We start from the raw sequence: 22477 nt of genomic DNA, 5'->3' as shown, positions 1-22477 counted from the left end.
CCCGCGGAGCGGGATATGCAGCGCTGGCGCGCTGCATAGAGCGCGAATTGCGCAAGCGCAATTCGAATTCCCGCGTAAACGCGGGAATGGAATTCCGTAAACGGAATTCCGGACGGAAGTCAATTCGCGCAAGCGCGAATTGGGGCACCCGCGCAAGCGCGGTCGCCGAGGCTGGCTGCAAGGGGTGGTACATCATGTGCGGGCCTGCGTAGCGTTTGGGATCCCATCCGCCACCCCCGCACCGGAGGTGACGGATCGTCAGTCTGACGGGGGTGCCGGCCTCACCGTAGTGACGGGCTCCGCTGCGCTCCACCCGAACCCCTCCCCAACTCCCAACACTTTCTCTACCGAGTTGAGGACTGTCTTGTCAGCATACACGCAATCTACCGCCGCAGGGTGAGATTCGGTCACGTTTCACCCTGGGGATGGGAGCTGATGGAAGATGGATGCATCACAGTGATGCACTGTGTAGAGTCTGGGATCAGACAGCACACCCCCGGGCCATCCTCACCGCTCCGGGATTCCATTTCTGATTACGCACCGCATTCCGCGAAAAGGAGAGCACGGGAATGTCCGTGAAACTGCGTGCCCATCAGGTCGAGGCCGTTGCCGCCATCGTGCGCGGTCTCGATGTCCCGCCGGGCGGTATTCCTTTCAACGGCCTGCGCGGGCAGGTGCACGCCGCGTGTGGCACGGGGAAGACGATCATTGCTGCGGCGGCAGCGAAGCGGCTCGTGCCCAAGGGGCGCGTTCTCGTGCTGGTGCCGACGCTGGATCTTCTGGCGCAGACGGTGAAGGCGTGGCATGACGCCGGGCACAAGGGGCCGGCGGTTGCGGTGTGTTCGCTTCAGGATGACCCGGAGCTGTGGGGCCTGGGGGTGCGTTCCACGACGAACCCGGTGCAGCTGGCGCTGTGGCACGGGCAGGGGCCGGTGACTGTCTATGCGACGTACGCGTCGCTGGGTGTGCTGGCGGAGGCGTTCGAGGGCGTCTACGGGCAGTTGGCGCCGGTGGACCTGGCGGTGGTCGATGAGGCGCACCGGACTTCGGGGTCGATGGGCAAGGCGTGGGCGGACATCCACGACCACACGGTCATCCCGGCGTACCGGCGGCTGTATCTGACGGCGACGCCGCGGATCTGGGAGGAGCGGCTGAGCCGGGAGGTTGCCGAGGGGGTGCGGGATCCGCTGCCGCGGGAGATGGCGGCTTCCATGGACGACGAGGCCGTGTTCGGGCCCGTCCTGTACAAGCTCAGCCTGGCGTCGGCCGTCTCGCGCGGTCTGCTGGCGCGGTACCAGATCATCGTGCTGGAGCTCCAGGACCCCGTCGTCACGCCGGAGCGGCTGATGGGCGAGGAACGGCACACCGAGGAGGTACGCGGTCAGCGTCTGGGGGCTTTGCAGGCCGCGCTCCTGCACACCATGGCGCAGCACGACCTGTCGACGTGCATCACCTTCCACCACCGGACCATCGAGGCCCAGGCGTACGCGGAGGGTCTGGAGCGTGTGGCGGCGAAGCTGCACGCGGATCAGCCCGAGGCGTACCCGGCTCGGATCTGGGCGGACTGGCTGTGCGGCGAGCACGTCCCCGAGCACCGGCGGGAAGTCCTCGCCTCGTTCGGCACCACGGCGCAGCGAGCCGTGCTCTCCAACTGTCGCGTTTTGGGTGAGGGTGTCGATATTCGAAGCGTGGATTCGGTTGCCCTGCTGGACCCCAAGGGCGCACCGCACGACATCGTCCAAGCCATCGGCCGGGCACTCCGTCAAAAGCCCGGACAGGGCAAGCTCGCCTCCCTCATCGTTCCCGTCTTCCTCCAGCCCGGAGAGCAGCCAGAAGACATGTTCACCTCCGGCTCATACCGGCCTCTGGTGAAAGTACTCGAAGGTCTTCGGGCTCATGACGAAGAGGCCGTCGAACTGCTCGCCATCCCCCAGGAGCCCCAGAAGGACGTCGCGCAGCCTTCCGTAAACATCGGTGCGGCACCCGACGACGGCGAGGAAGAATCCCGCCTGCTACTCCGCTTCGCCGCCCCACGGGACCCGGTCATGGTCGCCGACTGGGTGTCCTTCAACGTGATCGACACCGAGAAACAGGACTGGGCACGCGGCTGGGCAAAACTCAAGACGTTCACCGAACGTGAGCACCACGCCCGAGTTCCCTACGGACACAAAGAGGGCGCGTACCCGCTGGGGCAATGGGTCGCAGAACAACGACGCGCCTACGGGGCCGGGCAGATGACCGGCCAACGCGCCCAGCGGCTGGAGAAACTCGGCATGGTCTGGTCACTGGCCGATGAACGGTTCCAGGAAAACCTCGAATCCGCCAAGGCCTACTACGACCAGCACTGGACGCTGTGCGCGCCCCGGTCCGCCACCATGCTCGACAAGCCGGTCGGGCAGTGGCTCTCGAACCTCCGCCGACCCGGCGCCCTCGACGACCACCCAGAGTGGGAGGCCGCGTTGAAGGAGATCGATCCGGACTGGAACCCGTCATGGCCGGCCGACTGGCAGCGGCACTACGCCGCGCTGCGCGAACTCCTGGCCGACGAAGACGGCCAGGAAGACCAGGCCGACGTCCTGCCCGGGCTCACCGTCCACGGCATGGACATCGGCAAATGGCTCGCCAAGCAGCGGACACCGAAGGTCTGGCAAGCCCTGACGGACGGGCAGCGCGAACGCCTGGAACAACTCCGCATCACCCCGCCGGCCCCGGCCCCCGAGCCGGAAGCATCCGCGAAGCCGTCCACAGCGCCCGTGAGCGCCTTCGAGAAGGGCGTCGCGGCCCTCGCGCAGTACAAAGCCCGCACCGGGACCGTGACCGTCCCCAGAGGCCACGTAGAGCGACTGGAGGACGGCACCGAGGTCAAACTCGGCGTGTGGATCATGAATCAGAAGGGACGCCGCGCCAAACTCACCCCCGACAAACTCCAGCAGCTCGCCAACCTCGGACTGCAGTGGGCGAGGACGTGACTGGTGGGAGGCCTTGCGAGGCGTTGACCTGCTCTGCTCGTGTTGGTCTGGTGCTCGGACCATCTACAGCCCGAGCCGAGATCAGGGCCAAAGCAGGTAATGTTCTTCTTGTCGGAACGGGGTGCCCAGGTACACACTCGGTTCGGTACCAGCAACGAAGGGCCCAGCTCCTGCCAGAGCCAGGCCCTCCGCGCAGTTCCATGAGCCCGGTCGCCTAGCAGCAGACCGGGCTCACTACGTGTCAGTCCCGGCCGCGACCGTCTCATGTGTGGGCGCCCTAGTGGACGAACTGCCCCACCGTGGCAATGATCGCCACGAGCACGCCTACTGCAGCCAGCCCCACCGACCACTTCTCAGAGCCGGTCCAGCGCCTGCGTGGCTTGCCCACGTCGGATCTCACCACTGTTCCTCCTTCTCCTCCTGTCGCCCTGTCTCTCAGGACGTCCGCCGCGCTCCGCGCGGAGAGCAGCGGAGCTGAAGGGAGGATCCGGTGGAACGAAGACAAGCATCCTTATGTATCTGGCCTTAGGTCAAGCCGAGTTGGGACACTCCCGGAACTTCTCGACCAGGGGTCTTCACAGGTTCAGCACACTGACGGTGTCCGGTGACCCTACGTAGGCTAAAGGTCCCCACCAACCGCTACCCGCACCACAGATGATCTCGCGTCGCATACGCGTCGTTGGAGGCTTGCTGATCAGTAATCGCCAGACGGCACAGGGTTGTCGACCCTGAACGCGGCGCAGCGGGTGCAGGTGCCGTCGACCGTGCACGCCCGAAGGTCCACGTCGGTGACGGTCAGTCGAAGCGCCGACCCCGGTGGAGATGCAGCCGCATGTGCGCGGCGAACGCCTCGGGGGTGCGCGGTACGGGGCGGTCACGCACCTTGGGCGGGATGCGCTGTGGCACGTTGACGATGTACGTGGCGCCCACCCGTACGTCCAGGGTCCGCATCCGTCACCCCCTCCGCAGGCTGCGAACGACCGCTGCCCGGCCGCGTCCAGCATCCCGCCTCGCCGTCGGGTCCCGCCAACTTCTACTGAAGGAATGTCGCTGTGCACCCCGAGGTCACAAGAAGGGCAAAAAGCCTCCGATTGCTGCACGCAGCGGCAGGATCGGCGCATGGCCGGACTCGGGGGACGCCGCCAGCGGCGCGCGTGGCAAGTCATCAGTTTCGCCTTCGCGGTGTCGATCGCAGTGAGTGCGGGCTTCGCCGTGTGGCACATCGTCAACGGCGAGTTGGAGTCCACCGACATCGCAGGCCTTTGCGGGGTTCCCGTCGGTGTCATCGGTCTCGTGCTCGCCGGCGCGGCGCTACGCAAGCCGATCGAGGGCAACGACGCCGAACTGGCACAAGGCTGGGCCAAGACGCTCGCCCGGCAGGTCGAGACGGGTGAGAGCAAGGTGCAGCGGCAGCTGCTCGGCGCCGATACCCAGCGCATCAACCTCGCCTACGTGCTCCACCCCGCCGCAAGCCGCGCCGCTGCTGCCCCGCCGGCCGGACGTACCTTCACCGACGCGGCCCCCGCCGCGCTGCCCGATGTCCTGGACTACTACCGTTCCACCCGGCCGCGGCGTCTGGTCATCACCGGCGCTGCGGGTGCGGGCAAGACCGTTCTGGCCCTGGAATTGATGCTCGCCCTCCTCAAGGATCGCGCGGATGACGAGCCGGTCCCGGTCCGTGTCTCACTTGCCCAGTGGGACACCAGTCAGCTCCTGACCGATCTGCTGGCCCAGCGACTGGTGGAGGCCTACGACTGGCCTGCCGACCTGGCCGCCAAGCTGGTCGGCCAGGGCCTGGTACTGCCCGTCCTGGACGGACTGGACGAAATGGACCCCGTCCGCAATGACAGCACCCCTGACCCCCAGGCACCGCGGGCCCTTGCTGCCCTTAAAGCCCTCAACGCCGACCAGGACGGCCTGGAAACGAGGCTGGTCCTGACCTGCCGGACAGACCACTACGACTCTCTCGGCCCCACCCTGCGGTTGATCGACGCGGCCCGCATAGCGATCGCCCCCGTCAACACCGCGTACGCCATCACCTATCTGCGTGACCGCGCCCTCGACATCCCCCGCTGGCAGCCTCTCTTCCAGCATCTGCAGAGTCAGCCCACCGGCCCGCTCGCCGCCACATTGTCCACGCCGTGGCGGCTGTGCCTGGCCGCCACCGTCTACCACCGCACCGGCAACCCCACCCAGCTCGTATACCACTCCACCGCACACGACCTCGACCAGTTCCTTCTTGCCCGCTACATCCCAGCCGCCACCGCCAACACCCCCAACCCCCGCCACTACCCACCCGCCGAGGTACACCGCTGGCTCCACCACCTCAACAGCCCCACAGGCTATGTCGCCACCGACTTCACGCTCCACCACCTATGGCCCCTCGCCGGTCTCACCCGCGTCCGCGCCACCGACGTTCTCCTGACCACCCTCACCGCGCTCCTGCCCCTGCCCCTGGCCTGGACCACCACCCAACCCAACTCTTCGGCAGCCAGTGTGACGGTAAGCGCGCTCATAGCCGGCCTACTCGCATTCCCGGCTGTCGAGCCCCACCGTCTTCCGAGCTTCCGCAAAGGCGACCGTCGAAGAACACTCCGACCACTCACAGCCGTGCTCACGCTCGGACTCACGGGCGGCCTCGCGATCGGGCTCCCGATCGCGATCGGGCTCGCGATCGGGCTCGGGCCCAGGCAAGGGGCAGCCGGGCTCGCGGGCGGGCTCACGGTCGGGCTCACGGTCGGGCTCACGGTCGGGCTCGCAGGGGAACCGACCACCATGGCCAGTCCGCGGACCATTATCCGCGACGACATATTGGTCGGGCTCATCACCGGGCTCATGGTTGGGCCCATCACCGGGCTCGCGTTCGGGCTCACGGAAGGGCTCGATAACGGGCTCAGGGCCGGGCTCACAGCCGGGCTCACGTTCGGGCTCGCGGTCGGGCTCGCGGTCGGGCTCGGGTCCGGACTCACGGCAGCACGGCGGTATGGAGTGTTCCTGCTGTGCTCGCGGGGCCGTCTACCGTTCCGGCTTGCCCGCTTCCTCGATTGGGCGGTCACGGCCGGCCTGCTCCGCTACAGCGGCCCCGCCTACCAGTTCCGCCACCGCGAACTCCAGCAATGGCTCGCCCAACACCCCCACCCCTGAATTACGAATTCCGGCAGCGCGCCCACAGAGTCACTAAAGCGTGTTGCACACGGCTCTGAGCTGGGCATCTCCTGGGTATAGCAGGGGTGTTACGGGCTGACCGGGTATGGGGAGGCCTGCCGCAGCCGGAGCACCGCAGGAGGATCGGGCCATCCCGAGACAGCTTGTGCTGGCGTCTTAGAAGTCATCTCATTTGGCGGGATTCGGTAGGCTGTCGGTCATGGCGGGGATCGTTGAGCGGCTGGTGCCGGATGAGTTGTGGGAGTTGTTTCAGCGGGTGGTGCCGGAGGCGCCCTCGCGGCTTCAGGGTGGTGGACGGCGCCGGCATGGTGATCGTGAGGTGCTGGCCGCGATCGTGTTCGTGGCCACGTCAGGCTGCACGTGGCAGCAGTTGCCCAGTGCTTCGTTCGGCCCGTCGGGGGCGACCGCTCATCGGCGTTTCTCCGAGTGGACGAAGGCCAGGGTATGGGCCAAGCTCCACCGCGTGATGCTCGACGAGCTCGGCTCCCGCGGCGAGTTGGACTGGTCCCGCTGCGCGATCGACTCGGTGAACATGCGGGCCCTGAAAAGGGGGACCTGACAGGTCCGAATCCTGTCGACCGGGGCAAGTACGGGTCAAAGATCCATCTGATCACCGAGCGGACCGGTCTGCCCCTCTCCGTCGGAACCTCGGGGGCGAACCTCCACGACAGCCAGGCCCTGATCCCCCTCGTACAAGGGATACCGCCGATCCGCTCCCGCCGCGGACCTCGGCGCCGCAAGCCCGGAAAGCTCCACGCCGACAAAGGCTACGACTACACCCACCTGCGACGATGGTTACGCCAGCGCGGCATCCAGCAACGCATCGCGAGGAAAGGAGTCGAGTCCTCACAGCGACTGGGCCGCCACCGCTGGACCGTCGAACGCACCACGTCCTGGCTCGCCGGCTGCCGCCGTCTCCACCGACGCTACGAGCGCAAAGCCGAGCACTTCCTCGCCTTCACGAGCATCGCCCGCACCCTCATCTGCTACCGCAGACTCACCAAATGAGATGACTTCTTAGGCAGAACCGCTGGCGCCTCGTTGGGTTCGAGGCCGTCGATGTCGTCGGTGATGGTCGCGGACTGGGGCAGCTTCAACGTGATCGACAGCAGCCCGGCCTGACATTCCGTCACTGATATCCACCCACCGGCACTGGACCGGCACATCTCACCGGACTTACACGGCATCTTGCATTTCGGTGGAATCGAATTCAGCAAGCATCCACTTGTGAGCTTTGACCCAGGCATAGGTAGCTATGTCATGAGGTCTGTCGTTCTCAAGGGCCCGATGTCCTGCACCGATCCATAGCGCCAGGTCAGTCGCGTAACAAGCCTTCAGGAAGGCAATGGCCTGCGCGGGGTCGACGGGCAGGATGTGGCCCTGGATGATGCGGCGGGCGGTACTGCTCGGCAGCTCGCCGGGGCCGGCCATCCGTTCCATCTCCCCGGGCGAGGGGTAACCGGCCCAGACGTGCTGATCGCGCAGGGCACGGCTGAAGTCCGCCACACCCCAGACGATTCCCGGATCGGGCGCCTTGTGGATGTAGTACGGCGCCCGGGTGGCCCGGCGTGCGCAGATCCACAGCGTCCGGGCGCGGATCATGGGATCGCTGGGGCTCATGAGCCATGCATTAGCCGTCAGGGTGGCCATGACGAAAGAGGCGACGGTGTCCCAGGCCGGGACGGAGACGCCCGAGGCGGCGCGCTCGAACGTCGCCTTCGACGGCACGCCGTTCGTCTTCTTGGCCATCTGCTCGTAGGTCATGCCAGCGTCGGCCTTGCAGCCGCGCAGGAAGTCGGCGAGGTTGGCGCGCGCCGGGACGGTACGGTCCACCGGCTTCTCCGGGCGTCCTATGGCGACCACCTCAGTTTCCCGCGCTGAAGTAGGCGCGCACGAGGCGGCCGATCGGGCCGGCGCGGTGTCCGCCGGTCACCGCCAGCACGACGACCGCGGCACCGATGCTGCCTGCTCCTGCGAGGAGGAACAAGGCGTCGCTGACGATCATCCCGAGCTGGACGAGAACCGCCGCGGTGACGATGCAGACGGTGATCACGAACGCGGCAGGCATGCCGAAGCGGCCGTTCGTGGAGGTGCTGTCGCTGCCGGACGACGCCGGCTCGGCGGCCACGGCGCTCGCCGCAGCTGAGGGCTTTCCGCCCATATGGATCTCCCTAATCACCGCACGGCGACCATGGGGTCGCCAGACGGTGCTACGTGGCTCCAACCGGTGGCCCTGCCTCGCGCGGAGTTGGCGCTCCCAACACGTGAACGGGCCCTGCTGCCGCAAGCATTCCAGCCCCTAAGCCACATATGACAGCCGGTCAAAACGTTGGCTCACCAACGCTCCAAAGGACCCTCGTCGTACGCGCACACGACGAGAGAGCGGACGCGAAGCACCGCACGAGATGACGCTCGCGAGCAACACCGCAGGTCAGAGCGCTGTGCAGGGCCCTACCACGAGCACGTGACATCACGCCGCAGGCATTTGCGACGACGCTTGCGGTGCAAAACAGCAGGTCAAAGCGCTGCACAGGCCTCACTGTGAGCGCAGAAGAGGGGCTTCGGGACACTGCCGCTTCGTTTCCCCAGTTCCAAGCCAGCAGAGGCTCTGACCTGGATTGATTCAATACCGCACCGCTTGGCCAGCACCTGGCCTCGAATCAACGGGCAGACTCTTCGTACGAGCCCGACCCGCGGAAGCAGGCCGAGGCCAGCCCCTGATTGCTACTGGCTCCAACCGGCGCACACAGGGAATGAGGCCAGGTGTTGGCGCACCTGGTCTAGGTGAAGCCGATGCCCGGCCTTCAAGGCCGGGCATCGGCTCACGTGCATCCGCATCTAGAGACGAATAGTTGACGCCCGTCTCATCTTGATCCCTTTTTAGAGTGAGATATCGATGTAGTCGATGTCTGTGAATTCGACTTCAAGATGGTCGGCGCGTCGTCCGTGGTCTTTAAAATACGTTTCTTGGATGCCTTCGGCGATGACTTCGTTGGGTGACTGGTCGCCGATGCCCTCCTGGGCGTCGAAGAGGCGGCGGGCGTAGTCGGCCGGGAGGTGGACGGTGATGCGCCGTGTGCGACCGTCGTCGGTCGTGCCGATCGGCGCGCTGTAGCCGAACCGGGCGCGGGCCTCAACGGTGATCCCGGTACGGGTCGCGGCCTGCTTGCGGCGTCGGTCGCGGACGCGGGGCTGCCAACGGGCGCGTACGGCCGCGTCGATCCGGTCGGTGATCGCCTTGGGCGGCTGCTTGCGCGCGCCGGTGCGGTAGCGCTCCACGGACCGCTGGGTGATGCCCAGCTCCTGCGCGACCGCCTTGGTCGTCTTCAACTTCCCCAACAGGAAGTTGATGCGCGCCTTCAAGGTCTTGGGCGGCTCATGGCTGAACACTTCCTGACCGGCGCGCTCGATGGCTTCCTGGACCAGGGCGTCGTCAGCGCCGGCGTTGCCCGGACGGATTCGTCGCACCACGGGTCTACTCCCCTTCGTCCATGACGGCGTCGCCGCCCTTGATGTGGCGAGCGGGGTTGTAGCCCTGTTCCATCAGGTCGACCGCCCACGCCATCTCCTGGACGCCCTCGACCTTGCACAAGCCCGGGTTCGCGCCGACGCGGAACGTGCCGTACACCGGAGTGCCCTCGCCACCTGTCGGCAGGAAGTCCAGAGGGGAGGGACCCGGGCTGGCGTAGACGACGCAGTCGGAAAGCACCGCCAGCGGATGTTGGCCGGTCAGAGCGGCGAGTTTGGCCATCTTGCGGTGCATGTTCACCCTCGCCTTGGCGATGACCACCGCGCGGATGTCAGGCCGCCAGGTGGGGCGTTCCAGGGCGGGCCAGCGCTCACCGTCCTTGTAGTGGCGCCCCTGGGGGCGTTCGCGGAGCTTGCCGATGCCTCCCTTGACGGTCGACTTGATCGCCGACAGCACCATCGCCCCCTGCCGGTGCCGGCGCACCAGGGCGGCCAGGTCCTCATCGCTCATGTCGGCGCGGCCGACGGGCAGTTCGGTGAGCGCCGCGCGCAGGGCCTCGAGGTGGGTGTCGGCGTTGGCCACGTACGTCTTGTGCAGCGCCATCGCGTCCAGGAACGCGGCCGGGTCGGTGTCCTTGTCGACGGGGATGCCCATGTCTGCAGTGGTGGTCAGGTAGGCGTCCTTGAGCCGGTCGTGCCACGGGTCCAGGTACGCGCCGGTCTCCTGACGCAGGTACGCCTCGATCGGGCGGACCTCGTACCCGAGTTCCTCGGCATAGGCCAGGGTCGCGGTGGTGTACCAGCCGGGCCCGTCGGGGCGCAGGCCACTTGGAGTGAAGGGACTGGGCAGGCGCGGGTCCGTCTCGATGCGGGACAGGTCAGCCAGCCAGGTGCCGGGGATCTTCTTGTCGAACACCGGTGCCGTGACGTGGACCGGCCCGGACAGGCCGACGGTGAGGCGGGCGGCCGCCGCGAGGAAGGCGGTGTTGATGTCGATGCCCACCGCCCAGGGCAGCAGGCACTCCTCGTCACTGAGCAGTTGAGGGTCGCGCACCCACTGGTAGGCCTCCTCGTCGAGGAAGCCGCCCTCCCAGTCCTGCGCGACCGGATGCTCCTGGGGGGCCTCCGGCGGCGCCGGGTCCACCGGCCGGGCGAGTGCGCCCGGGTTCGGGCCGGAGACCCACTCGCCGGTCGCCTCGTCCTTGACCGGCCGGGTCGACGGCCGCAACGCCGTCATCAGCTCCAGCCCGGTCACTGCGGTGGAGCCACGCGGAGTGAAGACCCGAGACGCGAACACCCCCAGGACACGGGCCAGATCGGCCGGGTGCAGGCTCGCCACATCGCCCCAGGCGCGGGTGTCCAGGGCATCCCACGGCAGGACCGCCAGCTGCACGCACTGCCGCCGGCCCGCCTCTGCCGGACGGTAGATCCGTGGCCACGGGCCGAACCCACGCTGCGTCAATTTCCACTTCACACGGGCCAGTTGCCTGACGACCGGGTGGTCCTCCGCCAGACGCAGGTCCCGACGGTCCTCCAGCCGTTCCGGCAGCCCGAGCCGTACGGTCGCGGACTGGGTGAGCACGATCAGCGGGTCGGAGTCCTTGCCGTGCCGGTGCAACCGCGCCTGCCCGATCCCGGACTCCTGCAGCGTCCACTCCACCAGCTGCGCAATGGTGGTTGCTGGGCAGTCCAGCAACACGCCGCCCAGGCAGTAGGCGATGCCGTCCCCGTCCAGCACGGCCAGAGGCCCGTTCGGGAAGCGAGAGTCGGCCGCGGGCGCGGCCGCCTTCGACCTCGCCGGGCGCCGTGACGTCGACGCGGTCCTGGGGGCGCCGGCTGGACGGGACGCGGCCGCGGCAGGCCTGTGTGGGCGCGAGGAGTTCGCGGGTACAGGCGCTGGGTCGTGGGCAGGCCCGTCGGCGGGCGCCCGCTCGGGTGCGGGCGCGGAACCGGTGAAGGTCTGCAGCGCAGGCTCGTTGTCCGGTTCGACCGGGTGCTTCGCCGCCCAGCCTTCCAGCAGCCGCAGATAGGCCTCACGGCGTGGCGGGCGCGGCTCGGACCGGCCGTTCTCCCAGTTCTTCACCGTCTGTGCCGTGGTCCGCAGCACCTGAGCCAGCCGGGCCTGTGTGATACCGGCCGCCTCACGCAGCCGGGCCCGCTCCGTCGGCGGCGGCAGCTCCGGCTCACCCGCCAGCAGTTCGTCCACCGCCGCGAAGAGCTCATCCTGACTCGGCCGGTCCGCCATCGCCACCTCCGCCCTGGAGGTTAGCAAAAATTAACCCTGGATATAGCTCACTCCTTAGCCCTGGATTACGACTTATGGCGCGTCCGTGGCCTGGGCTGTGACGTCGTCGCACCCGTCGACCCTCCGGGCCAGCAGGCTGAGGGCGGCGAGGCGCTCCAGCGCGTCCTGGGCGGTCATGCCGTCCGTGCCGTGGGTCGAGGTGTTACGGATCGTCATCTGTGCCCCGGGAGCGAACTGGCGCAGCCCGTCGTTCATGGACCGCACGGTCTGGTCTTGGGAATCACCGGGCCAGCGCAGGCGGGGGTGGCCCTCCTTGGGATCGCTCGCGGAGAAGACCTGCTGCCACAGGCTCGTGGCAGGAAGATCCCGGCGTCCGGTACGGGTCTGGACGTGGGTGACCAGGGCTTCGGCGGCCGAGGCGACGGCCTCCCGGTAGTGCTCGTTGAGCCACAGACGGCGAGCCGCGCCCCACACCAGAGGATGCAGCAGCTCCACTCCGGTCACGGACGGTGCCTCGGCCGTTGCCTTGGCCGCCATCGCCTCCAGCCGCCCCAGGATCTGGTCGCACATCTCCAGCACATTGTCCGGCTCCAGCAGCGGCTTCGGGGAGGCCATCGAGTGCCAGGCGGCAATCGGATCCACCGCTCCATGGCCCTCCACGTGGATGGAGGAGCCGGTCAGACGAGTCGCGTAGCAGGCACGGCCGGCTGCCCGAGCGGCCTTGGCGCGCGCGTGATGGACTTCGTCGGGGTCGGCGTCATCGTGTGGGACGACCGCCGGGGCAAGACCGCGGGCGACGTGGTTGGTCTCGTGCAGAGAAAGGAACTCCTCCAGCGCGGTCTTGAAGTCGGTGACCGCTTGAGCCGTCGCCTTGAGGTACTCGGGATCACGGGCTGCATCCATGCACCGATCCTCACACGCGCCTGGGACCCAACTCCCTTCCGCTTCGGGCTTCCCCTAGCCCAGCATCCGCAGGGATGTCCCGGAGATGCCGGAAGTAGCCGGAGCAAGCGGGCGAGCGTGAGAGACCAGGGGTGCAGGCGGCCGCTGGGCAGCGTGAGAACTCGGGGGCAGGCATGGGTGGGATCGCTGAGGGGCTCGAGCGAGCGTTGCTGACCCGCCCCGCGCCCACAGATGACGCAGCCGTGCGTTTCCTGCTCAGAGCGGAGAAGGGCTCAACGAAGCACGTGGCTGCCCTCCTGGCCGTCTCCCAGCGCACGGTACAGCGGTGGGTCACCACCCGGCCGGGAATGCGCCGACGTCCCAGTGCTGTGCATGCCGGGTTGATCGACGAGGCCGTCAGGGCTCGGTGGCAGCCCCGGGTGCGTGCCCGCCGGCGGGCCCGGGCCGAGGCCGACGGCTTCGTCCTCCACACCAGGGCGCGGTTCGGATTCGCCGCTCCGGCAGGATCGTCGGACGACCCGCGAGTACGGCTGATCACCCAGTACCTGTCGGGAGAAGTGGCCCGCGAGCTGTTCGCCGCCCGGGACACCGGCGCGGGCGAGCAGCAGCAGATGGTGATTCTCGCCCGGGCGCTGGGGCATGCCTACTTCCGGGACGGAGGCCTGCGTGCCCACGGTCTCGGGATCGCCTTCACCGACGTGGAGTTCGTCGATTTCTCCATCGCCTGACCACTCCCCCGCCCCCCGTACCGCGTGGCACCACTCCCTTTCCTGGCTCGGGGTGTCTGGGTCCGGGCTCAGGGCGAGGGCGGAGTCTGGTGCCGTGTCAGCATCGTGTCGTAGCGCTGTGCTTCCTTGCGTTCGCGCCAGTCCCACTGGATGCGGCCGGCAGGACCGGTGCGCTGGCCGGCGGGCGGCTGGGGCGGGCGGAGCCTGGCTGCCTCCGCCACACGCAGCAGGTGGATGCGGTCGTGGGGCCCGGCCAGCAGACGCTGGTCCTGGCCGGACGCGAGCTGGGCGAAGCACACGGCGGCCTTCAGGAAGACGCGCGCCCACGGCGGCACGCGGTAGGTGGCGCAGCCGTCGGTGTAGCGGGCGCGGTCATGCAGAGCCAGGGTGGCCGCCACGTTGTCGTAGTCGTCGGGGCGGGCGGTGGCGAGTTGCTGGAAGGAGGCGCCGGTGAAGAGCGCGGCGGCGAGGGCGGCAGCCAAGCGGGGATGGGCGGTCGCGACGGCCAGGCGTCGGGCGGCTTCCCGGGCTGTCTGCCGGGTGAGGGGTGTTGGTCGCGGGCGGTGCTGGAAGACGATCGGCGGCGGTGCGCACGGGGCGGTACAGCGGGCGGGGCTGTCGTAGGAGACGAGGCGGTCCAGCGCGGGCAGGGTGAGCCACCGGTTGGCCGGCCGGGCGGGCTCGTCGGCAGGCGGGGGTACGGCGGCGGGTGTGCCGTAGTAGTGGCGGCGGGCTGCCTGGAAGTCGGCGGTGATGGTGTGGTCGGCCATCTGCAGGGCCTGGTGCAGGGCTGCGGGCAGGTGGGGGCGGTGGCAGACCAGGGTCAGGTGGATGCCGGTGATGGCGCGCAGTTGCAGGAGGCACATCGTGCGGCGGGCGGTGAGGCGGTGGGCGCGCAGGACGGTCAGCCGGGTGACGGGCAGGGCGGTGATCCATGCGGTGGCGGCTTCCCAGGCGGGCTGACGGCCGGCGGGGAAGTGGCCCGGGAGCAGGGGCGGTTTGCCCAGGGCGGCGAGAAGGTCGTGGGCGAGGCCGGTTTCGCTGGTGGTGCCCGGGCCTGGGTGCAGGGTGATCCGGCCGGACGGCACGTGGTGGGCGGCCAGGGCGGTGTGCGTGTGGATCGCGTCGTCGCCCGGGTCGATGACCACGGTGACGGGTGTCGGCGGCACGGCGAGTGGCATGGCGGCGTGGTGGTCAGGCGAGGCGGCTGAAGGCCCAGCGCAGCAGTTCCTGGTCGACGCGGGGGCGGCCGGTGCGGGCCAGGGCGGTGCGGGTGTGGGCGGTCAGCTGGGCCCAGGCGCGGAAGTTGCCGTGTGCGGCGTGCTGGTCGGCGAAGGTGATGTCGTCGGGGTCGGCGTCGGCCCAGACCGGGTGGAACAGGGGAATGGCCTCGAGGACCTCGTTGGGGGTGAGGCGGGTGAAGTGCTGCCAGATGAAGATGCGGGAGGAGAGCATCGGTTCGCGGCGCAGCACGGTGTGGCAGCCCTCGCCGCCGACGAAGACGATCGCGAGCTGGGTGGCTGGTTCGTCCCACAGGTAGCGGAAGTATTCGAACGCCTCCCCGTTGAGCCACTGGGCCTCGTCGACGAGGAAGGTGCGGGGGCGTTCGGCGAGGGCGGTTTTCAGCAGGCGGTCGAACTCGCTGGGGTGGCGCGGTGGTTCACCGGCCAGGTCGAGCGCGGTGAACAGCTCGTAGCGCACCGCGCGGGCGGTGGGCCGGGCCCGGAAGGTGATCTTGCGGACGTCCTCGTGCGGTCCGAGTCCGCGCAGGCAGATGTTGACGGCGAGCGTCTTGCCGAAGCCGGCGCCGCCGTGGATGCACATCATGGCGCGGGCGGCGACCGTGTCGGTGATGTTGTCCCGGGCGGTGAGCAGGGCGCGGGTGGTGACCACGGACGCATCGGGCAGGTCGACGTACTGGTAGGTGGCCGCGGTCACGGGGCGTCTCCGTCTTCAGCAGGGTCTGCGGCTCGTCCGGGCGGGCCGTCGGGAACGGGTTGGGGCTGGAGCGAAGCGGGGCGGTCCGGCGTGGTCCGGGTGGCGAGGGAGGGCGGGGTGCGCCAGTCGGCCGGGGGCGCGGCGGGCGGGATGAGGTCCGGCAGCGCCAGATCGGACAGGTCGGTGCCGGTGGCCTGGGCGAGTTCGGCCTCGGCCTGCGCGGTGGTCAGCGCGCCGAGCCGCCGGGGCGTCTCGGGCTGGTTCACGGCGGCGTAGCGCTCGCGCTGTGAGGCCTCCAGGTCCTTCTTCAGGCGGCGGGTGCGGGCGGACCGCGCTCGCCGTACGGCGCTGATCTGTTCGTCGGTGGCCTGGTCGGCCAGGTCCGCGGGACCGAGGTAGCGGCCGGTGGCCGCGTGATAGACCTCGATGCGGTGGTCGTGGTGGGGCATGAAGCGGACCCGGACCTGGATCCCGGCCTGGCCGGTCATCCACGGCCCCACGTAGTCGCGTTTCCGGAAGCGGACTCCGCGGGTGGTCAGCGTGCGGGTGCCGGCGTCCTCCAGGGTGAACGTCCACAGGTCCGCGGCCGGCACGTCCCGCAGCGGGGTGGGATCGTCCTGCCACGCCTCAAGCGGCGTCTTGCCCCGCAGCGGCGCCGGGCGGTGCTCGGTGTTCCACCAGAGCGTCCAATCCAGCAGCCGGGCGGTGAAGTCCTCGAAGCCGAGCAGCACTTCGTCCTTCGGGCGGGAAGAGCGTTTGCCGGGGCGCGGCTGGCGGGCATAGCCGGGCAGCGCGGCCAGGAACATGCTCTCCACCGCCCGGTTCAGGCCCTCCACGGTGCCCTTGAGGTGGGGGGTGTAGGCGGGCAGGTCTTCCACCGTCACGTCCAGGAGATCGAACGCGGCGGTCACCGTCCGGGACAGGAAGTCCTTGCCGCGGTCGACACGTACTTTCTCGGGCAGGCCGCCGAACGGGCCGTAGGGGTCCTCGCGCAGGACCGCGGAGCGCAGCGCGGACAGCACCGACTCCCGCGACGGATCCCCCGGCGTGACCGCGACGCCGGTGATCGCGTTCGTCGCGCAGTCGGTGAACCAGGTGATCCACGGCCTGCGGGCCCTGCCGTCGACGTCGACCAGCACCGGGGCCTGCATGTGGTCGGTCTCCCACACCTGGTTGCGCCAGCCCCGCGGCCGGGCCAGGAACACATCGTGTTTGCGCGCCGCCCGCTCCCCTCCCGCCAGCCCCGCCCGCTCCCCCGGCGTCAGATCACGGCGGATCGCCCGGTGCAGCGTCGTCAGCGACGGCACATCCGGCGGCAGACCTGCACCAGGCAGCGGCGCCCCGACCTGTGCACCGGCATCAACTCCGGGGCGCCCGGCCGCACGGGCAGCGAGCTCACGCTGCACCGCGGCGACATTGCCCTTCCACAACGCCAGCAGCGCACGGACCTCCGGCGTGATCACGAATCTCGTCCTGGTCTGGGCCCGTGCGCCGGGCGCGTCCGCCGCCCGTTCGTCGCGGCCGGCTTCGGCCAGCCACCGCCACACCGTGCGCTCCGACATCCCCAGCGCATCCGCCGCCACCCGGACATGACCGGTCGTCAGCTCGCCCCGCACCCGCAGAGCCAGCAGCCGGCGCACCGCCACACCGCGCAGCGCGGCACGCGACGCCGCCGGAAGCCCGCCCCGCGCGACGCCGGCCGCACCGCCGTCTTCCATCTCCCCCTCCTGTCCGCACATCCGCTCAGGCCGGAGGACTCAGACGCCGGAACAGACGACGCAGCAGCGCCCGGTCCACCGTCGCATCCGGCACGGTCAGCAGCGCGTTCTGCAGATGCGTCGTCAAGGCAGCCCAAGTGCGGAAGACGCCGTGCGTGCAGGACTGGTCGATCCACGCCACCTCCCCGCCAGCGACGCCAGCCCACAGCGGATGAAAGGCAGACGCCGTCGCAGCCACCTCGCCGGCGGCAAGACGCCCCACCTCCTGCCACGCGCAGATCCGCGACGCCAGCTGCGGCACACGCGCCACCGCGCGCTCGCTGCCCGCCCCGCACAGCACCAGCGCCATCCGGGCATGCGGGTGGTCCCACAACGACTGCAGATACTCCAGACACGGCACCGGCAACCGCTGCGCCTCATCCACCACCAGCACCCGAGCCTCGTCCAGGGCGCCGACGATCCGCTCATCGGCCTCGGCCGAACGGTACGGAAACCGGCCCGGCAACACCAAAGTCTCGAACACCGCCCGCCGCAGTTCCGACACCGACGGACGCACCGGCACCCGCACCCACGACACGCCCCAGCCCACCGGCGGATCCGACAGCGCCATCCGCAGCGCCACCGTCTTGCCCCGTCCCGCATCCCCGAACACACACGCCGCGCCCCCGGCCGCCATCACCTGCCCCACCGCCTCGGCCACCGCACGCACCGACGCCGTGCGCACCGCCTGAGCCCCCACCGGCAGCACCACGCCCGGCGCCCCCGCCACCGGCGCCGCCTCCCGCACTGCGGGCGTCAGCCCAGCCGGACCAGCCGCGGCAGAAGCAGACGGCGTGCCAGTGCCGACACCCGCGACGGCGAGGTCTGCCAGAGCCTGCCGGGTCTCCCGCTCAGTCCGCGCCCGCCGGACCGCGGCACGGTCCGGCAACACCCGTCCCGCGGCCAGCTCGCGGTGCACCGCCCGGTACACCGAGGCAAGCGACACCACCGCATCCCCGTCCCCGCACTCCTTCAAATGCCGGTACAGCACAGCCACATTGCCACCCGCCTGCGCCAGCACCTCCCACGCCTGCTCCGACAACTCGAACCGGGACCGACGACGCCGCTCCACACGGCCCTCACTGCGCGCCGCCTCCACCCACCGCCACACCGTCCGCGGATGCACCCCCGCCAACCGCGCCCCCGCCCGCACATGCGCCGACGTCACACCACCAGCCGCATCAAGCTCCAGCAACCGCCCCACCAACACCGGCCGCGGCACCGACACCAGCCCCTCAAGCTCCCACTCCCCCACCCAGCCCTCCCCGGCCACACGCCCGACAGAAGACCACCGTGAACCCGCCCACCCCGCAAAAAGATCAGAAGCACCGTTCCCGTGACAGCGACACAAGACACGGTGTACCGCCCCACGACAGCGGCACCGGCAACAGACACCACCCCACGTCAGCGACCCCGCCCCGACCTCAACACCCCACCAGCACAAACACCCCCACCTGACACCCCGTCACTGACACCCACCCACTGACACCAAACCGGCACATCGCAGCGAAGGTGACTGCGGCGACCTCCAGCGGGCTCGGCCCACCCGCCCCGGTCTGTTCTGTCTCCTCGCCCCCGTCCCCATCGCGGTGGTCCTTCCATGCCTGCCAGGCAGCCTTGAGGCCCAGGGCGAGCGGCAGCAGGCCGAGGTAGGGGATGGCGGACTCAGGCAGGAAGGTGGCGCCGAAGGCGGCGGCCACGGCCACGGCGAGGATCGCGGCGAAGGCCGAGCACGGCAACGAGTGGGCCCACCACCTCGGGAACGCCATGGGCGGAGGGTTTCGCCGCATCAGCGGCACTGACAGCCACGGTGGCCCGGTGGAAATGGGGCCGCCCCTCGACGACTCCATGACGAGCATCCTGCGCGTCCACCCTCACTCCGACGGCATCAGCTGCACGGTCGTGGGCGACGTCGGCACCCCGTCACCGGACCAGGTAGACCCCTGGCGGACTGGCGCGCGAAAGGCCATGGACGAGATTGGGCACCACCAGCAGACTCACGTATGGGATGCACTCGTTGGAGTCAGCCCGTCCGCCGTACAGGGATTCCACCCCTTGGGGCAGATCAGGGCGACAGACGTAGGGCCGCTGACCCTCGCCCCCGGTGGTGTCCACATGCGCGAGTTCCGAGGGCAGGACCGAGTCGACTCGCAGTTCATCACGATCTCCCGCAGCTTCCCCGTCGTCGTCACCGGCCAGGTCGAGACCTACCACTGGGACCCCGTTGTCCCTGTCGCTCAGGCTCAGTTGCACCGTCTCTGCGCTCTCCTGACGCTGCATCGGAGGCAGCTGTGGGAGCCCCGGACGCTCCCCTGGCCTCAGGGCCCTGACGGGTCGGTTCTGAAGATCCCGACTTCGGTCGGTCCCGAATTCCCGAGCCCGCACGGGGAGGAGTGGACCGGGGAGGTCCCTCCGGGGACAGGAAACTGGAGGCTGCCGCTGTGGGTGCTTGGGGCATGGAAGAGGCTGGACGGCGACCCCGAACTGGAGACCGCGCTCAGCGCGTACTACGAGGCCGTACGCCTGGGGAGACGCCATCCGTCGCTCTCGCTGCTCACCTTCGTAGCCGCGATCGAGGGCGTCGGTATGAGGTCCGTCCCCGACTCTATGTGCGACTGCCATCCAGAGTGCAAGCATCGCAAGGGAGTTGCCGAGAAGCGGTTCCGGAAAGCACTCAAGACCGTGCTGACGCAGAAGCAGGTGAAGGAGCTCGCGGGCCCGCTGTACGACCAGCACTCGCATACGGGGCACCGAGGGACGCTGTTCGGATCGGAGCAGGTCCTCGGCTACGGCGGCCACGCGGGGCCGTTCCAGGTCAACCCGTACTTCCAGTTCGAGGCGGTGCAACTTGGCCGACTGGCGCAGGTCGCCAATGAGGTTCTGGTCAAGGTGTTGAGTGAGCCTGCAGTGGACCCGGGCCATAGCTGACCGAATCGGACCTCGCCCACTTACGTGGAGAAAGAAGTTGCAGCTCCACGCTTCAATTTGAAACGATCAGCTAGGCGGCCGAGCCGGGGAAGCCGTCGACTGCCCAGTACGTCCTCATGTAGAGGGCGTACCAGGGCCACGCCGTCTAGACGCACCAAGCATCAGCAAACGCGGCCGCACCTACCGACCGCCGCTGACGGTCGCGTTCGGCGTCGCCTGCGGGGGCCTCTGAATCGAGGCCGCCCACTGGCGTGCTCAATCGCTCTTACCCGGTAGTCGTGACACCCAGCTTCAGCCACCTTCCGTTCTTGTTGGCAGGGCCGCCGCGAGCGAACTGCGAGCGCTGCGCGCCCGCGTTGCTCGTCGAGCGGCCCCGGCCTGACGGGGGCTTGCGTTCCATCCGGTGGTTCTGCTCGTCCCGGATGAACTGCTCGGCAGGCTCGTTCAGGTTCTTGAAGAGTTCGTTGTCGTACCAGGAGTGCCTCTTGTCCCACACCCGGGACAGAGCGTCCAGCCAGTCCTGGTGTTCACGCTCGGGCACGTCGCAGACCGTGAGGAAGGCCAGCATCTGGTCCTTGCTGAGCATGGTGGTGCCGTCGAGCATGCGGCGCATCGTGCTGCGCGGCAGACGCCCCAGGCCAGCCCGGCGTTCCATCTCGCGCAGTGGCATCGCACCGGCCCGGTGGTACATCTCGCGCAGAGCGGCACGTAGTTCCGCCGCGTTCTCGACCAGTCGGGGTCGGGGAGCACTGCCGAGCACGTGCATAATGCTGTGCTCCACGGCACGCGCGTGGCGCCAGCGGCGACGGGCCTGCTCCAACGATTGCCCGCAGGCCACGGCATACGCCTCCACCACCGGCAGGCGCGGGACGCGTTTGCCGCTCGCAGCGCGCTGCAGCGTCGTGGCCGAGTACGCGCTGCCGGTCCTCGCCGCGAGCTCGACATATGTGAGCTGGGCGTTGGTACGGATCTCTCGCAGCCACCCGGCGAGAGCCAGGAGACCCAGGAGCGTGTCGATCGGCTTCTCAGGACGTCCCATGACGCCCCCTCAAACTATCGGCAGGGGCAGCGGGACCCGGCGGCCGAAGCGCAGTGTCACCACGGCCCCCACCGCGATCAGACCGGCACCGGCGAGCAGTCGGAGGACGGTGCCCGGATCCATGCCGCCCCACGCGAGTGCGACGCTGGTCAGGACGATGACGATGATGACGGCGGTCTCGGTTCCGGTGAGACGGTGCGGGGCGGGCGTACGGCCCCCGCGGCATGGCGTTTGCGGCTCATGCGAACTCCCTGTTGTGATCAGGCGGCTGCACTCGTGGGTGTTGCCGCCGGCGGCTGCGGACTCCTCACCACACCTGGACGGTGGCACGTCCTAGGGGGTCTAAGTGCCATGGTGCCCTACCGCCTGCAGGGACCCCAGCAGTTGATGCGTCTACGGGCCCCTTGGCAGTTCTGTTGGCAGGCTCCGTAAGCAATCCACGCGGATCAGCCCCGCTGACCTGCAATGTTCTTGCGCGGTGTACGGAGCTCCGTATGGTTGATGCGCCTGCGACCCAGCTTCGGCACGGCGCGCTTGCACCCCTACAGGTAGGGATGCGACGCTCCAAATGACAGGTTCCAACTCCCCCGGCGGCTGCGGACTCCTCCCTACCGATCGGGACAGAACCTTCGGGCACCGGCGTGCGTGGCAGCACCCGGCCCAACCCTGAGGGCCGACCTGTGACCAGGTCGGCCCTCTGTCATGCCGTGGAGACGGTGAAAGACAGCACGGTGTTGCGGGCGGGAGCTCGTGCGGTCAGGCGGCGAAGCCCCCCTCGTACAGAACTCGTAGGCCCCGTACCAGGATCCCAGGGCGGGCAGGATGCCGTCGGTCCAGGCCTCGTCCAGGCCCGCCGCGTCGCCGGCCGCCCAGGCGCCCAGATGCAACCGGGCGAAATCGCCCAGGAGTTCACCGACCGGGCGCTCGGGCCTCGCTGACGTCATGTCCACAACCCAGGAGCAGGCACTGACACCGACCGGGAAACGGTATGACGGGCACCTTGCACGAGGCCAGCCAACCAGCTTGTCACCACCGACCATGCCCACAGCCGCGCTCTCGGCCCACCTCACTCCCCCACACCCCCCTGACCAGCACAGACTTGCTCCGCCTGATCCACCCGGCAATAGCGAATCCTTCGACGATCACTGGATTCCGGAACGATCACTGAACTAGCACTTCAGAGGGCCCCTTGGCTCTTGAACCTCCACGGAAACCCCAGCTCAGATCAATTCGCCACGACGACTAGTAGGGCTTGGTCAGGTCGGTTGTGGTGGTGCGTGTCCTGGGGGTCCGGTGTGGCGTTGAGAGTGTGTGACTCCGGACGAGATTGCTGTGGT

General features: G+C 69.0%; 19 protein-coding genes. 5 read left to right on the top strand and 14 right to left on the bottom strand.

Going from position 1 to position 22477, the window contains the following annotated elements; genetic code table 11:
- The first annotated feature begins 569 nt into the window (after positions 1-569).
- Positions 570-2969 carry a helicase associated domain-containing protein gene (locus ACZ4WS_RS47485; protein WP_467990408.1) on the top strand — a complete coding sequence of 800 codons (2400 nt, stop codon included), beginning with the start codon at positions 570-572 and terminating at the stop codon, positions 2967-2969.
- A gap of 277 nt (positions 2970-3246) precedes the next feature.
- On the opposite strand, the gene ACZ4WS_RS47480 is transcribed toward ACZ4WS_RS47485, so the two are convergent.
- Positions 3247-3369 carry a hypothetical protein gene (locus ACZ4WS_RS47480; protein WP_467990406.1) on the bottom strand — a complete coding sequence of 41 codons (123 nt, stop codon included), beginning with the start codon at positions 3367-3369 and terminating at the stop codon, positions 3247-3249.
- Positions 3370-3764: 395 nt separating this feature from the next.
- Positions 3765-3920, bottom strand: a complete 156-nt coding sequence (locus ACZ4WS_RS47475; RefSeq protein WP_467990403.1) for a hypothetical protein — start codon at positions 3918-3920, stop codon at positions 3765-3767.
- Positions 3921-4088: 168 nt separating this feature from the next.
- Here ACZ4WS_RS47475 and ACZ4WS_RS47470 point away from each other — a divergent pair, with 168 nt between their 5' ends.
- Complete coding sequence (locus ACZ4WS_RS47470) at positions 4089-6113, top strand: NACHT domain-containing protein (RefSeq protein WP_467990401.1); 2025 nt, start codon at positions 4089-4091, stop codon at positions 6111-6113.
- A gap of 220 nt (positions 6114-6333) precedes the next feature.
- A protein-coding gene (locus ACZ4WS_RS47465; protein ID WP_467990399.1) for an IS5 family transposase occupies positions 6334-7142 on the top strand; the annotation gives its coding sequence in 2 pieces (ribosomal slippage) (positions 6334-6678 and positions 6681-7142; 807 coding nt in all).
- A 168-nt stretch (positions 7143-7310) separates the two neighbouring features.
- On the opposite strand, the gene ACZ4WS_RS47460 is transcribed toward ACZ4WS_RS47465, so the two are convergent.
- The 5 genes from ACZ4WS_RS47460 to ACZ4WS_RS47440 all read right to left on the bottom strand — a co-directional run bounded on the left by ACZ4WS_RS47460 (position 7311) and on the right by ACZ4WS_RS47440 (position 12750).
- Positions 7311-7967 carry a hypothetical protein gene (locus ACZ4WS_RS47460; RefSeq protein ID WP_467990397.1) on the bottom strand — a complete coding sequence of 219 codons (657 nt, stop codon included), beginning with the start codon at positions 7965-7967 and terminating at the stop codon, positions 7311-7313.
- A gap of 31 nt (positions 7968-7998) precedes the next feature.
- Positions 7999-8295 carry a hypothetical protein gene (locus tag ACZ4WS_RS47455; RefSeq protein ID WP_467990395.1) on the bottom strand — a complete coding sequence of 99 codons (297 nt, stop codon included), beginning with the start codon at positions 8293-8295 and terminating at the stop codon, positions 7999-8001.
- 719 nt (positions 8296-9014) lie between these two features.
- The gene (tpg, locus tag ACZ4WS_RS47450) at positions 9015-9605 is read right to left on the bottom strand and encodes a telomere-protecting terminal protein Tpg (RefSeq protein ID WP_467990393.1); all 591 of its coding nucleotides are present in this window, start codon (positions 9603-9605) and stop codon (positions 9015-9017) included.
- 4 nt (positions 9606-9609) lie between these two features.
- Positions 9610-11847, bottom strand: coding sequence for a telomere-associated protein Tap (gene tap, locus ACZ4WS_RS47445; RefSeq protein WP_467990391.1), 2238 nt, complete (start codon positions 11845-11847; stop codon positions 9610-9612).
- Positions 11848-11919: 72 nt separating this feature from the next.
- Positions 11920-12750 carry a TIGR02391 family protein gene (locus ACZ4WS_RS47440; protein ID WP_467990389.1) on the bottom strand — a complete coding sequence of 277 codons (831 nt, stop codon included), beginning with the start codon at positions 12748-12750 and terminating at the stop codon, positions 11920-11922.
- 173 nt (positions 12751-12923) lie between these two features.
- On the opposite strand from ACZ4WS_RS47440, the gene tpg (ACZ4WS_RS47435) reads away from it, so the two are divergent.
- Positions 12924-13478, top strand: a complete 555-nt coding sequence (gene tpg / locus ACZ4WS_RS47435; RefSeq protein ID WP_467990388.1) for a telomere-protecting terminal protein Tpg — start codon at positions 12924-12926, stop codon at positions 13476-13478.
- Positions 13479-13546: 68 nt separating this feature from the next.
- On the opposite strand, the gene ACZ4WS_RS47430 is transcribed toward tpg (ACZ4WS_RS47435), so the two are convergent.
- From ACZ4WS_RS47430 to ACZ4WS_RS47410, 5 genes are all read right to left on the bottom strand, one after another.
- The gene (locus ACZ4WS_RS47430) at positions 13547-14659 is read right to left on the bottom strand and encodes a hypothetical protein (protein ID WP_467990386.1); all 1113 of its coding nucleotides are present in this window, start codon (positions 14657-14659) and stop codon (positions 13547-13549) included.
- A 13-nt stretch (positions 14660-14672) separates the two neighbouring features.
- The gene (locus tag ACZ4WS_RS47425; protein ID WP_467990384.1) at positions 14673-15416 is read right to left on the bottom strand and encodes an AAA family ATPase; all 744 of its coding nucleotides are present in this window, start codon (positions 15414-15416) and stop codon (positions 14673-14675) included.
- The gene (locus ACZ4WS_RS47420; RefSeq protein WP_467990410.1) at positions 15413-17056 is read right to left on the bottom strand and encodes a transposase; all 1644 of its coding nucleotides are present in this window, start codon (positions 17054-17056) and stop codon (positions 15413-15415) included. Before ACZ4WS_RS47420 ends, ACZ4WS_RS47425 begins: the two co-directional genes overlap by 4 nt.
- A gap of 103 nt (positions 17057-17159) precedes the next feature.
- On the bottom strand, positions 17160-18428 hold the full coding sequence (locus ACZ4WS_RS47415) for an AAA family ATPase (RefSeq protein ID WP_467990380.1): 1269 nt from the start codon (positions 18426-18428) through the stop codon (positions 17160-17162).
- 169 nt (positions 18429-18597) lie between these two features.
- Complete coding sequence (locus ACZ4WS_RS47410; protein ID WP_467990377.1) at positions 18598-18942, bottom strand: hypothetical protein; 345 nt, start codon at positions 18940-18942, stop codon at positions 18598-18600.
- A gap of 346 nt (positions 18943-19288) precedes the next feature.
- On the opposite strand from ACZ4WS_RS47410, the gene ACZ4WS_RS47405 reads away from it, so the two are divergent.
- Positions 19289-20101 (top strand): hypothetical protein, encoded by an 813-nt coding sequence (locus ACZ4WS_RS47405; RefSeq protein WP_467990374.1) that lies wholly within the window; start codon positions 19289-19291, stop codon positions 20099-20101.
- Positions 20102-20366: 265 nt separating this feature from the next.
- Here the strand turns inward: ACZ4WS_RS47405 and ACZ4WS_RS47400 are convergent, their stop codons facing one another.
- The gene (locus ACZ4WS_RS47400) at positions 20367-21140 is read right to left on the bottom strand and encodes a helix-turn-helix domain-containing protein (protein WP_467990372.1); all 774 of its coding nucleotides are present in this window, start codon (positions 21138-21140) and stop codon (positions 20367-20369) included.
- Between the two features lie 9 nt (positions 21141-21149).
- Positions 21150-21470 (bottom strand): hypothetical protein, encoded by a 321-nt coding sequence (locus ACZ4WS_RS47395; protein WP_467990369.1) that lies wholly within the window; start codon positions 21468-21470, stop codon positions 21150-21152.
- Positions 21471-22477: the final 1007 nt, after the last annotated feature.

The sequence above is a fragment of the Streptomyces sp. NPDC029292 genome, from assembly GCF_055569295.1.
The sequence above is the reverse complement of the archived record's forward strand: the minus strand, read 5'-3'. Positions and strand labels throughout refer to the sequence as shown.